Consider the following 12,928-nt stretch of genomic DNA (forward strand, 5'->3'; position numbering starts at 1 on the left):
TAGAAATCACAACCAGGAGGAGCTTTTATGAGTTCTATAATAAATATAGCCGTTCGATTTTCCATGGTTCTGCATTTTTTATGGTTTACCCTGTTTTTTGCCTATATATTTGGGTTTATTGGTCTGGAAAGTGCATTTTTACACCCGGCTGTCTGGTTAACAGGCCCGGTATTTGGGGCCATAATATCGATCATCGCATTTATTAAAAAAACGGCACTGGTACCTGCGATTCTGTCAATGATCTTTTCTGCAGGCACATTTTTGCTCTGGTCGTTAATTTTGGGAATTAATCAATTTTAAAATTTGATGTATTGCCTTGTGCAATACATCTTTTTTAGTTTCACTTTATAAAATACAGATTTGTGGATTAGTAATCAGGAAAGGCCACGTTCGCACTTGAATCATTATCGAACGTGCATTCGCTTTCTGATTCTGGTAAAATATAGGTGAATATAGAATGATAGGAAGGAGTACCATTGATGCGAAAACCCCTTCGTTTTTTACATACAGCGGATCTGCATTTAGACAGCCCTTTTAAGGGAATGTCCAATATACCCGATCGATTGTTTCAGCAAATTACGGACAGTACCTTTGAGGCCTTTGAACGTATTATTGAAGCGGCTATTAGCCATCAGGCAGACTTTGTATTGATGGCTGGGGATTTATTTGATGAAGAGGCTCGAAGCTTAAAGGCACAGATGAAAATAAAACAGGGTCTGGAAAAATTACATCAGTATCATATCGATGTTTATATAAGCTTTGGTAATCATGATCACTTAGGTGGAAGCTTTTTTAATATGGATTATCCTGATAATACTCATTTTTTTCTAAGCGAAGAGGTTACCTCCATCCCTTTTTATAAAGATGGGGCTCACGTTGCTAATATTTACGGATTCAGCTATGAAAAAAGAGGCGTATATGAGGAAAAAGCTCAGGAATATACAATAACCGGCGAATCGGTTTATCATATTGGAATGCTCCACGGAAGTCTTTCGACGAATCAGGAGCATGACCTTTATGCTCCATTTCATCTCAGCGATTTTCGGGATTCTCACATGGATTATTGGGCTCTGGGTCATATCCATAAACGGGAGGAACTCATATCGTCGCCACCAGTGGTGTATCCGGGAAATATCCAGGGAAGGCATATCAATGAAACAGGGGAAAAGGGCTGTTATATCATAGATTTAGCTGATAATCACTGTGAAAAAACCTTTGTCCCGGTCCAGACGTTTCGATTTGAACGGATGGATTTGGATTTCACGCACTGTACAAGTATTAGTGAGATTGAAAAGCACCTGCAGGACCAAAAGGATAGGATTCGGGAAACGCTCGGATCATCAATCATTCGATTTTCGATTAAGCTTGATAGCACCGCCATTCCTTCTGTAAACCAGAAAGATGTCCATGAGCTTCAGGAAATTTTAAACGAGATGGAGGAGCTGGAGCAGACGTGGGTCTGGATTGAAAAAATCAAAGTACAGAAAACACAGCCATGGAACAAGGAAGAGCTTAAAGAGAATCATCATTTTATTGGAGAACTTGTCCGGATGATTGAACATGATCAACAAGCCTGGGTTGAATCTCTTTCAGAAATAACAGATCATCGTGAAATACGAAAACTTTTAGAGCCGATGACAGATGAAGAGCTGTCTGAAATCAAAGATGAGGCAGAAGAGCTGCTGCTGGAAGAATTAATGAAAGAGTGATGATGATGTGGATTGAAAAGATACATATTTATGGATTCGGAAAATGGCAGGATCAGGTATTTGAATTTAATGAACAACTAACCTCTGTACAAGGACCCAATGAATCAGGGAAGACATCCTTAAAGCAGTTTATTTTATATGTGTTATTTGATTTACCCTCATCAAGAAGAAAGAGATATATTCCGAAGCAAGGCAGTACCTACGGCGGACGTCTGTTTTTGAATACTGAAAAACATGGCTATGTCATTGTGGAACGAATGATGGACAAGCGGAAAAATCAGGCCATTTGTATTTTAGAGGATGGCCGTCAGGAAAAGGAAGATTTCCTGACAGCAACGATTCTGAATGGCATGAACCGGCATACATTTGAACAGATTTTTTCTTTTAATGATCAGGACCTTCAACGGCTGCATCTTATTAAGGAAGAGGATCTGGGAAATGTTTTATTTGGAATTGGACTGTCTGGTTCCGATAAAATGACCCGGCTTGAGAAGGATTTGTCCAGACAAATGGAGCAGTTATTCAAAAAACGGGGGAAAAAGCCGGTTATTAATGAGCAGCTACGTCAATTAAAGGACGTAAAAGCGAATATCAGGGAATTAGAGAATGATGAAGACAAATATAATCATTTACAGGAAGAAATCAAACAGCATGAAGAGGCGAAGCATAACAAAGAACAGGAGCTGGAGGATAAGAAGCAAAGAGTAGAATGGCTGTATAAGCATTTGCGCGTGAAGGAGGCTATCCAGGAATATCAACAGCTTACTCTGAAAATAGGTAGTTTCAAAGATGTGGAGACTTTTCCACATAAGGGGCTGGAACGACATCGTCAATTAAAAGAGTGGATGCTTCCATTGGAAAGTGACATCCATAGGTTAGAGAAGCGTATAGAATCCAGGGAAGAGCATATAAATACGCTGCATGATCAGCTGCTTCAGGAATCAGTATTTCAGGAGCTGACAAACATTGATGAGCTTTGGAATGAGTATCAATATGTAAAGAAGCAGATAGCCGATAAGGAAACAGCATTAAAGGAAGTGGAACAGTCGATTCATCACCAGCTTTCCCAGTTAGGCTATCAGCCGGGAGAGATATCTTTTGCTGATTATCATCTATCCGCTTTTTCAGAGGATAAATGGCGTTCTTTAGCTAAGGATTATGAACAGCTTCAGACAGAGGAAGAAAGGCAGAAAATCAAGGAAAAGCGTCTCCTGGATGAGCAACAATCACTAGAGAAAAAAGTGGCAGAATATCAAAACCTGCTATTGCCGAGAGAAGAATACGAGAAAATGAAAGAGCAGGTGAACCAGCATCAGGAAGCTAAATGGAAACAACAATGGGTAAAAGAGCAACAGGTGACCCAACAGGAAGAGAGCCGGACCCTTGAACATACCATCCAGCGATTTCAACGGACGGGAACCTCTTCAGTACTTGTCAGTATACTGATCCTCATTATATCAGGGATTCATGCTTTTCTTACGGAGAGTATTGCCGGCTATATATGGGGAACCGTCTTCCTCTTAATAGGTATTCTGATAAAAGTGGGCACCGGAAAAACTGCCCGGGACTTAAAAAAGCGTCTTAACCAAAACGACGAAAGCACAGAAAGCTTAAGTCACCCGGTTTTCTCTGAAGATCAGCTCCAGCAGCTTAAACTCCGTATAGATGAGCATGAGCACGATTTAGCTGAATGGAAGGACTGGAGAGCTAAACTCAGGGATCATAACAAGGAGCTTGAGCAATGCAGGCAGGACCAGGACCTTCTGCGGCAAAAAGATGATCGAATAAGGAAACAGATTCATGAAGAACGTGAATCCTATCCCTTTTTACAGAATATTGAGATTGCCTATTGGCCTTCTTTATATTACAAGGTGATAAAGCTTCAGGATGAGGAAAGACAGAGAGAAAATGTCAAGGAAAGCCTTGCCGACATCAAAGGTCAGCAGCATAAACTGGAAAAGCATGCAAACGAAATCGCCGGGCAATGCAGTCACAAAATGACAAAAACAGACCAAATATGGAAGGAATTAGCTCAGCTAAAGGAGAATGAATATAAAAAGAGAGATCTTTTGAAACGGCTAAAAGAAGAGAGGGAGCAGGATCAAACGGAACTTAAGGAACTAAAGAATCAATTGGCTCCTTATATAAAAGAGCAAAAGGACCTCTTTGCCAAAGCTGGAGAAACAGATGAAGAATCGTTTATGGCAAAGGGGACATTGGTGGAAGAAAAACAACAGCTTCGCATAAAACAGGAGGAATGGCTCAACCATATTAAAATGGTTTTTGATTCGGAAGCAGAAAAGGTTGTGCAGCAGTCCTTCGATTGGGATAATATACAACGGGAATTAGAGGAGAAGCAGCGGAGTATAAAATTACTTACAGAATCTATCGAAAGAAACATTCAGGACATTGCTGATTTAAATGCTCAACGTCAGCAGCTGGAAAAGAATGAACAGTTATCCTCTCTGCGTCATCAATTTGCATTCCAGAAAAATAAATTAAGGGAACAGGTAAAGCAATGGATGGTCTATAAAGCAGCTGAGTCCTTTCTGAAAAAAACCAAGCAGATTTACCAGAATGAATATTTACCTGAAGTAATAGAAAAAGCTTCGTCGTATTTTAGGAGACTTACAGAAGGAAGGTATCTTCAAATGATACCGCCTACTGATGATGATACGTTTAAAGCAGAGTCTGCTGACCATATACTTTATGATGTATCTGAATTATCTACTGGTACGGCGGCACAGGCCTATGTTTCCTTAAGATTAGCTCTTAGTGAAGTGATGAATGACCATCATGGTGTTCCATTTTTAGTAGATGATGCATTTGTCCATTATGATGATTTCAGGAAAAAGGAAATGTTAGCGATTATTCATGAAATCAGTCAGAGACAGCAAATGATTTATTTCACATTTAACCGAAATGACGACCGTGATCAGGGCAATATTGTAGTAAATCTGCAAAATCCGGAAATTTCATTGCTATAAATTCGCACAACCAATGGAATCGTGGTAAAATATTTTCAGAAATAGGCTTGGCTGAAGGCTTGGAGGGTTTCAAGTTGGGTAAACATGAAACAAATAGAGAAGATTGGGAAAAACATGAAGAAACATTAGAAAAATTTATCCAGGTGATTGCAAAAAATATGAGTTTGTATGGGATCACAACATCGGTGGGCCGTTTGTATGGGACCCTTTATTTTTCTAATGAACCTATGACACTGGATAATATGCGTGATGCTTTAAAAATGAGTAAGACCAGCATGTCTACTGGTGTACGTGCATTATCCGAAATGAAGATGGTGGAGCCGTCCTTTAAAAAGGGAATGCGTAAAGATTTATATAAATCGGAAGAGGATTGGTATAAGTCCTTTACTTCTCTCTTCGGAAATCGCTGGCGCCATCATACTGAAACGAATATTGAGGAAGCTGAGGAAACCATACATGAATTGGAAAAACTTAAGCAGCAGACCGATGAAGAAGAGCTTAAGGAGACCATCAATTATGATATAGAAAAGCTTGAATATGCTAAAAATTATTATTCCTGGCTTATGAAATTCATTCGTGTGGTCGAAACAGGTGAAATCTTTGAATATGTTCCAAGAGAAAAAAACGACGGGACGAATGAATAATAAGTTCAACTAACCATCAGTGGGGGATGGAGAACCCCCCCACTGATGGAAGTTTCACTTTATAAATTGGGAGAGGGATTGTATTGTTAAAAGAAATTGGCTATGTCGAAGTTGGTCAGCCATTTGAAGGATTTTTACTGATAAAATCAGCCACAAAAGGTGTTGCCAGTAATGGTAAACCTTTTTTAACGCTGATTTTGCAGGACAGCTCAGGTGAAATAGAAGCTAAACTCTGGGAAGCTACAGAAGAGGATGAAAAGACGTTTACACAAGAGCAAATCGTGAAGGTTGCAGGGGACATCAGCCAGTTTCGGGGAAAGCCTCAGCTCAGAATCCAGCAGATTCGTCCTTCCCAGCCGACTGATGGAGTTCGGCTGCAGGATTTTCTCGCAAAAGCACCTGTTGAAGTAAACCAGTTGGAAGAACGATTAACAGAAGCTATATTTGAAATGGAAAACCCGAATATACAAAGAATTGTACGGTACTTTATCAAGAAGTATGAAAAAGAATTATTCCTGTTCCCGGCAGCTGTAAAAAATCATCATGAATATGTTTCAGGCCTGGCCCATCATATTTGTTCCATGCTGAATATCGCGAGAGATCTAAAACATCAATATGATGATATTAATCAGGACTTACTTTATGCGGGCATCATTCTGCATGACTTAGGAAAGATTACCGAATTATCAGGCCCGGCAGCTCCTAATTACACTACGGAAGGAAAACTATTAGGCCATATTTCTATTATGGCTGAAGAAATAGGGAAGGCTGCTGAAGAATTAAGTATTGAAGGGGAAGAAGTCTTATTATTGAAACATATGATTTTGTCCCATCACAGTAAAGGGGAGTGGGGAAGTCCCAAACCCCCTCTGATAAGAGAAGCAGAAGTCCTTCATTTAATAGATTTAATTGATGCAAAGATGAATATGATGAACCGGGCACTTCAGAAGACAAAACCAGGTGAATTTACGGAACGAATTTTTGCTTTGGATAATCGGAGCTTTTACCGCCCTGTTTTTGAAAAAAAGGATTAGTTCTATTTTTTCTTGTACAGGCATAGGTTTGTACAAAAGGCAGATGAAGAAGGGGAGATTCATGTCATGATGATTGGTCCATTTCCATGGTGGATTGCGGTTATCATTGGTCTGATTATTTTTAGCGGATATATGGCTTTCCGTGCGATTCGATCTGAAATGAGATTAGAGCAGGAATTTATTGAAAAAGAAGGTAAGGTTTATATGGACCGGATTGAGGAAGAGAGAAAACATAAGGAAGAGACAAATCAATCAGGAAAAGGCGAGGATGAAGTACAGTCCATAAGCTGAAAAAGCCTTGCTAAACCATTTATGGTTAGCAAGGCTTTTTCATAAAGTCTGTTAAAAAACGAACACATTTGCCGTCATGAGCAAATGTGTTCGTTTTTTTGGTATCTCATTACTTATTCATTACTCTTACTTTCTTCGTTATCGGAGCTGGAGCTGTTTTCTTTATTGTCGCCACTTCCACTATTTTGACTATCTCCGTTGTTTCCACTTTCTTTATTCAGATTAAACATGCCCTTATATTCGTCAATTTTGACATCAATATTTGCATCCGTAATCATTTGTCGAAGGTTTTCCTGTGCTTTTTGTAATTGTTCTTGATCTGATTGTAATTTCTCTTTGGCCAGTGTATTCTTTATATCCTCTTTCATATCTTCCAGTGGGTCAATTTCTTCTTCAACATCACGCTTATCTGTCACTTTGATTACGTGCCAGCCATGTGTTGTTTGTACAGGCTCGCTGATTTCTCCCGGCTCAAGGTCAAATGCAGCGTCCTTAAATGGAGCTACATACTGGTCGGTAATTTTAATGAAACCGTAAGATCCGCCTTTTTCAGCTGAGCCTGGATCCTGGGAATTTTCCTTCGCTAATTCAGCAAAATCCGCTCCGTTATTGAGTTTGTCAATAAGTTCCTGCGCTTTCTTCTTTTCCTTAACCAGAATATGACTGACTTCCACTTCATATTGCATACGGTTGTAACGCTTTTGTACGGCATCATCTGAAACTTCTATGCCATCAATTAACGCTTGTTCCTGAAGCTTCATTTGTTTTACATATTCACGATAATCCTCTTCATTTTGGAAATTTTGCTGTTGTAGATACATTGAAAAAGAATCGCCATATTGTTCCTTTTCTTGTTCAATTTGGGTATCAACCTGATCTTCAACATCATATTTGTCTTCAAGAATCTGTGTAATCACCATATTGTTTAGAACACTTTGACCTGCTTTTGATTTTAATTCTTCATAAAATTCATCTTTTGTAATGTTACCGGTTTCCGATTCTACTACAACCTCTCCATCCTGAGAGCAGGCAGCAAGGGCTAGTACAAATACAGCCATGATGGATGCAATGGCAAGTTTTTTCATGTTAACACTCCTAATCCTTGTTCATTAATAATTGTCTTTCAACAATATAACATATTTTTTCATTAATACATAGTTAAAATACCATTTCGGAATTTATACATTGTGGGCAAAATTTTTTATTTATAGGGAAGTGCCTACTCAAAATGATCATCAGATACATAGGGTGGAAGTGTAAATATTTAAGGAGGTGCTCATATGGGTTACGGAGGATATGGATACGGCAGCGGTTTTGCGTTAATTGTTGTGCTGTTTATTCTGTTGATTATTGTTGGTGCGGCCTGGTACTAAAACAAAAATATAAAGTGAGACTTCAATCGGTGGGGGAATTTTAACCCCCCACTGATTGTTAGCGAACTTATCAGGCCCCAAACGAGCAGATACTTCATCATCCGGCGATCGAATTACGAAAGTCCGAAGAGGGATAAAAAAGGGGGAAGCCTGACTTGGCTTCCCCCTTTTCATGGTGTTTAATTTGTTATAACGTAAATGTCTGATGCTTTCCCTGATAAAGGCCTGTCTGATTCCACCAGATCTGAACCGGTCGCCTCCGCTTTTCCTGTCCAGCTGCGGCACCTAGGTCAAGGCGGATATAAGCCAAAGCCATTCCGTGGCCAAACCATGCCACTCCATGTCATTGTCTTATCCCGCACGACCTGAACAGTCGCCTCCGCTTTTCTAGCCTAAATATAATACTTCTATATAGGAGGAGATAAGCAGGATCGTGATGGAGATGTTTATCGTTTTGAATACTTTATGGGATTTATCATTAGACATTTCGGTTTTTAAGCATAACGAATACGTTAGTGAATTGAAGATATATAAAGTAAATAATGCAAATGGTACATAAAATAACAGCATATTTCTCCCTCCCGTGCGTACCTATTGTCTAACTGTGGCACCCTGGGTAAAAGCTTGTCATTCTGTGGATTATGCTTTTACTGTCTGCTTTGCCTGGTGCCTGCACTTTTAAAATTACTTTATCAAAAAATATGATGATTGAACAGATATAATGATAAGGAAATGGAAAAGCACCCTTTGCCAGGGTGCTATTTTTGAATCAGTATATCATACCCATCTTTCGCATTTTCAATTTTGCATTTTTTCGGAGCTTTTAAAAACTGCTTACAATAATAATAGTCCTTCAATGATAATCCGATATTAAAAGCTGTGAATAAGAGTATATAAGGATAATAGTCTGCAAGAACAAACCCGGCAATTAATGCTGGAATGGTAAGGAAAAGGGTAGGTCCAAGCCACATAAATATTGAAACTTTTTTAGATAAGGAGGACTTTGGCTTAACCATAAGTGCTGGCACGAACCGCAGTAATACGCTCCAGTTAATCTTTGTTCGTTTATAGCAGAGAATTAATGGGATAACATGTGCCATTTGATGAACAGTAGGTAAAGTGAATAAAATAATTAATAAAGGTATAAATCCATGATCTTTTATTAGGACATCCTGATGATAAATCGAATAAGGTAAAAAGAGAATGATAAATGAGAAGAAGGCAAGAAAACTTGACATTAAATAAAGTCTGCCTAATCCAAATTCTCTTGAAACGTTAACGGTTTTCCAGCAATTGTTCATTGCGGGTCCCCCCTTACTACATGCTGTATTTTTTCTGAGTTCTTTATCCTCAAGGAATAATACTCGCTTTTTGAACCAAAATCAATACCTTTTTCATCATAAATATAAAAATTTTAAACAGGCATTCATTACATGCAGTAAAAAACAATGGTAATGTAGGAAAACTCACTGAAAACGTGTTTTCTGGTTTCTGAAATCCTGTGGTATGGAAGGAGGATTACACAACTGAAAATATTCTATGTCTCAAAAGAAATAAAGTGTAAACATATACCCATGTGATGTTATTTCACGGTGTCATTTTTATCTGTTACGGTCTCTTTTACAACATTTTGGATGGAACGATTGAAGATATCCATATATTCATCTCCATAAATATCCCGAATGACAGCAATCAAATCCTGAAATTCCGGAAATTTTCCATAGAGTTCCTGCAGCTTCAAGGAACCGTTTACAATTCGGTTGTTATCAACATTATGGGTATCAAGGATTTCCTCTAGTAGATGATTTCCTTTTTGGGTGAGCTCCACATACGTATTTCTTTTATCATTCTCTTTCTTTGAAAAGGTCAGCAGCCCGCGCTCTTCCAGCTTTTTTGAAAAGTTAAACGCTGTTGATACGTGCATAACTCCGAATTTGGATATTTCAGAGATGCTTGATCCTTTGAGATGATAGGCAATTAATAAAATATGGTGTTCATTTATATTTAAGCCAAATGGTTTCACCCAATCCTGCCAGTCTTTTTCTATTGCCTTCCATAATGCTTTGCTAAGCTGTGTCATTTTATGGCTGTATATAATCGCTTCTTCTATGGAATAACGCTCGCTACTCATTCTATCACTCCCTATTATAATATCGCTTTGGTTCTATTATGCCAGTAATAAGGAGATTAATAAAGTTTATTTTTCGAAATATTTTTTAATCATAGCAAAAAGCATCAGATTAAGTCGGAACAGAATCTGATGCTTCCCCCTTTTATTCCAAAAGAGACTCGTTATTCAGTTGTACAGCCCGGAATTCATAGCTGCTGATGGGGTTTTGGTTAAGCTGATTTTTCAGGATGAGCCGGTAAAATTCCCGCAATTGCTGATCTTTAATATAAATATATTGATGATCATGATTTAACTCAATGGAACCCTTTGTAATCGTGGAGTTATTGGTTTCGATATCTGCTCTCACATGCTTCTCCAGGTCGTCATCAATGTAGAGAATCATTTCTCTGCGGACGGGATTATACCATGCATATCCTTTATTATCTCCACTGGACGTATGAACCAGATCATAAATTTCCGTTTTGGGATCAATTACAAAGCTTTCGTTTTGATTTGCTGAATGTGTAGCTGTTTCATGCTCCGTCATCTTTTCCCCGGTAAAAACGCCGCTTATAAATAATACGGCACCTATGGATACAGCAAGAATACCTTTATACCAGGTTTTAAATTCCCTCTTTCGTTGGCGCTGGACTTCTGAAGACAGCTGGTTCCAAATTGATTTCTGCTGGGTTTCAGGAACCTCAACTTCTTCATTTAGAGTATGGGTCCAGAAGGAGAATAATTCCTGGCAATCCTGGCATTCATTTAGATGCTCCTGAACTTTAATTTCTTCATTTTCGGGCAGCTCCTGCTCAATAAAATCAATGATCTTTTCTTCTGACAAGTGGTTAGGCATCATGGCGATCACCTCTTTGTAAATCCTGTGGTGATAGGTAATATTTCTTTAAATTTTTGATTCCATAACGGATCAGGGATTTTACCGTTCCTAACGGGCGATCTAACCTTTCTGCTGTTTCTTTATGAGACAGGGATTCAATATAGTTTAAGTAAATAGCCTGTCGTTGTGCCGGGGGCAGGTGCTGAAGGGCATCCTTTAATTGTTTTTTGTCTTCATTGGCTAATGCAATGTCTTCTACACTTTGTTCAGTGCTTTCCTTCTGATAGAGTAATTGCTCTTTTAAGACGACTCTGTCTTTCTTGCGGATGTAATCGATGGCCCTGCTTTTTGCCCGAACCGCCAGCCAGGATTTAACGCTTCCGCGGGTGGGATGATAGCTATTAGCTTTACGATAGTATTCCAGAAATAAATCGTGACACAAATCAGCTGTGTCATCACGATCTTTAAGGATGGAATAAACAATTTTGTAGATAAACTGGAAATAACGTTCATATAAAATTTTAAAGTCGTCCAGTGACCCCTTTTCAACCGCTTTTAATAATTCCTCATCCGTTTTCTCTTTCTCCAGCATCCATTTCACATCCTATCCACATGGGTTAAATATCTCCTTTATTATTTATAAAAGGCATTTCAAATGTTTGTCAACTCTTTAGTGCTTTAAAGCATGTGGGGACAGTCCCAAAAAATTTAAAAAAAGTTAAATCCAATACCAAATCGGTGACGTATTAATAAAAAAATTTACAGGGAGGAATGGATGATGTTCAAACGTAAGTCTTTTATTTTGCTGACATTATTTACTCTTTTACTATCGATGGTCATGCCGTATAAAGCGAGTGCGGCTGAAGGGGTGACCCTATATACACCACTGACCGGGCTGTCCCTTACCCCTGGAGAAACGGCAAATTATGAGGTTGAAATCATTAATGAATCAAACCAGGTGAAAAATTTAGAGCTGGCTGTCAGTGATTTGCCGAAAAAATGGAGCTATACGATGACAGCTGACGGCTACGGTGTGGATCATTTATCTGTAAAGCCTAATTCAACTAAGAGCTTTCAGCTGGATATTGAGGTTCCGCTAAAAGTTGAAAAAGGGGCCTATAATTTTGATGTTACAGCCACTTCTGAAACAGGAGCAGTCACTACTTTACCTATGACCGTCAACATCACAGAACAAGGGGTATTCAAAACAGAATTAACCTCTGATCAGACAAATATGGAAGGAGACTCAGAGTCAACATTTACATACGATGTGGAACTGTTAAATCGTACAGCAAGTGAACAGCGCTACTCTTTAAAAGCTGATGCACCAAGCGGATGGCAGGTGAATTTTAAAGCGAATGGGAAAGATGTAACGAGTGTCACGGTTGGATCCAATCAAAGCTCAAATATTACCGTGGAGGTTGTCCCTTCTAAACAGGCAAGTAAGGGTACCTACGAAATTCCGGTTACAGCACAGGCAGGTCAGGCAAATGCGAAGCTTACCCTGGAATCTGTGATAACCGGTACTTATGGACTTGAGCTTACAACCCCTGACGGAAGATTAAGCTCTGACATACAAGCAGGGGATACAGATGTTATAACACTCGAAGTAAAAAATACAGGCACGAGTAAGCTGGAAAATGTAGAGTTATCAGCTGCGAATACCCCATCGGAATGGGATGTTACCTTTGAACCTGGGACGATCAGCGAAATCCCGGCTGGACAGTCGGTTAAAGTAGATGCAACCGTTAAGGCCAGTGATAAGGCGATTGCCGGGGATTATGTGGTGGAAATGAAAGCATCCACCCCTGAAGCAACCGCAAATTCACAGTTTCGCATGAGTGTGAAGACGTCGATGGTATGGGGCTTTGCAGGTCTGGCTATTATTATTGCTGTCGTTGTGGGTATAATCTTCCTCGTCAGAAAATATGGGAGGAGATAA

The 12,928-nt window shown here is 39.1% G+C and carries 15 protein-coding genes; 8 read left to right on the forward strand and 7 right to left on the reverse strand.

Going from position 1 to position 12,928, the window contains the following annotated elements:
• Nucleotides 1–27 precede the first annotated feature (27 nt).
• From ACZ5OK_RS04270 to ACZ5OK_RS04295, 6 genes are all read left to right on the forward strand, one after another.
• The gene (locus ACZ5OK_RS04270) at nucleotides 28–300 is read left to right on the forward strand and encodes a hypothetical protein (protein ID WP_343839571.1); all 273 of its coding nucleotides are present in this window, start codon (nucleotides 28–30) and stop codon (nucleotides 298–300) included.
• A gap of 179 nt (nucleotides 301–479) precedes the next feature.
• Complete coding sequence (locus ACZ5OK_RS04275) at nucleotides 480–1,709, forward strand: metallophosphoesterase family protein (RefSeq protein ID WP_343839574.1); 1,230 nt, start codon at nucleotides 480–482, stop codon at nucleotides 1,707–1,709.
• Nucleotides 1,709–4,696 carry an AAA family ATPase gene (locus tag ACZ5OK_RS04280; protein WP_343839577.1) on the forward strand — a complete coding sequence of 996 codons (2,988 nt, stop codon included), beginning with the start codon at nucleotides 1,709–1,711 and terminating at the stop codon, nucleotides 4,694–4,696. Before ACZ5OK_RS04275 ends, ACZ5OK_RS04280 begins: the two co-directional genes overlap by 1 nt.
• Before the next feature lie 74 nt (nucleotides 4,697–4,770).
• Nucleotides 4,771–5,340, forward strand: coding sequence for a GbsR/MarR family transcriptional regulator (locus ACZ5OK_RS04285; RefSeq protein ID WP_343839580.1), 570 nt, complete (start codon nucleotides 4,771–4,773; stop codon nucleotides 5,338–5,340).
• 83 nt (nucleotides 5,341–5,423) lie between these two features.
• A complete protein-coding gene (yhaM, locus tag ACZ5OK_RS04290; protein ID WP_343839583.1) occupies nucleotides 5,424–6,374 on the forward strand; it encodes a 3'-5' exoribonuclease YhaM in 951 nt (316 codons plus the stop codon).
• 66 nt (nucleotides 6,375–6,440) lie between these two features.
• Entirely contained in the window at nucleotides 6,441–6,665 is a 225-nt protein-coding gene (locus ACZ5OK_RS04295) for a sporulation YhaL family protein (protein WP_464758488.1), read from the forward strand.
• 113 nt (nucleotides 6,666–6,778) lie between these two features.
• Here ACZ5OK_RS04295 and ACZ5OK_RS04300 read toward each other — a convergent pair whose 3' ends face one another.
• Nucleotides 6,779–7,750, reverse strand: a complete 972-nt coding sequence (locus tag ACZ5OK_RS04300; RefSeq protein ID WP_343839589.1) for a peptidylprolyl isomerase — start codon at nucleotides 7,748–7,750, stop codon at nucleotides 6,779–6,781.
• Nucleotides 7,751–7,945: 195 nt separating this feature from the next.
• Between ACZ5OK_RS04300 and ACZ5OK_RS04305 the strand changes: the two genes are divergently transcribed.
• Nucleotides 7,946–8,038 carry a YjcZ family sporulation protein gene (locus ACZ5OK_RS04305; protein ID WP_044161041.1) on the forward strand — a complete coding sequence of 31 codons (93 nt, stop codon included), beginning with the start codon at nucleotides 7,946–7,948 and terminating at the stop codon, nucleotides 8,036–8,038.
• 187 nt (nucleotides 8,039–8,225) lie between these two features.
• Here the strand turns inward: ACZ5OK_RS04305 and ACZ5OK_RS04310 are convergent, their stop codons facing one another.
• The 6 genes from ACZ5OK_RS04310 to ACZ5OK_RS04335 form a co-directional block, all read right to left on the reverse strand.
• A complete protein-coding gene (locus ACZ5OK_RS04310) occupies nucleotides 8,226–8,375 on the reverse strand; it encodes a hypothetical protein (RefSeq protein WP_343839593.1) in 150 nt (49 codons plus the stop codon).
• Nucleotides 8,376–8,425: 50 nt separating this feature from the next.
• Nucleotides 8,426–8,608 (reverse strand): hypothetical protein, encoded by a 183-nt coding sequence (locus ACZ5OK_RS04315; protein WP_044161038.1) that lies wholly within the window; start codon nucleotides 8,606–8,608, stop codon nucleotides 8,426–8,428.
• A gap of 188 nt (nucleotides 8,609–8,796) precedes the next feature.
• Nucleotides 8,797–9,339, reverse strand: coding sequence for a DUF3267 domain-containing protein (locus ACZ5OK_RS04320; protein WP_343839597.1), 543 nt, complete (start codon nucleotides 9,337–9,339; stop codon nucleotides 8,797–8,799).
• Between the two features lie 281 nt (nucleotides 9,340–9,620).
• On the reverse strand, nucleotides 9,621–10,169 hold the full coding sequence (locus ACZ5OK_RS04325; protein ID WP_343839599.1) for an HTH-type transcriptional regulator Hpr: 549 nt from the start codon (nucleotides 10,167–10,169) through the stop codon (nucleotides 9,621–9,623).
• 142 nt (nucleotides 10,170–10,311) lie between these two features.
• Nucleotides 10,312–10,992, reverse strand: a complete 681-nt coding sequence (locus tag ACZ5OK_RS04330; protein ID WP_343839601.1) for an anti-sigma factor family protein — start codon at nucleotides 10,990–10,992, stop codon at nucleotides 10,312–10,314.
• A 4-nt stretch (nucleotides 10,993–10,996) separates the two neighbouring features.
• Nucleotides 10,997–11,578 carry an RNA polymerase sigma factor gene (locus ACZ5OK_RS04335; RefSeq protein ID WP_343840274.1) on the reverse strand — a complete coding sequence of 194 codons (582 nt, stop codon included), beginning with the start codon at nucleotides 11,576–11,578 and terminating at the stop codon, nucleotides 10,997–10,999.
• 183 nt (nucleotides 11,579–11,761) lie between these two features.
• Here ACZ5OK_RS04335 and ACZ5OK_RS04340 point away from each other — a divergent pair, with 183 nt between their 5' ends.
• On the forward strand, nucleotides 11,762–12,928 hold the full coding sequence (locus ACZ5OK_RS04340; RefSeq protein WP_464758493.1) for a COG1470 family protein: 1,167 nt from the start codon (nucleotides 11,762–11,764) through the stop codon (nucleotides 12,926–12,928).

The organism is Salinibacillus aidingensis (assembly GCF_055393355.1).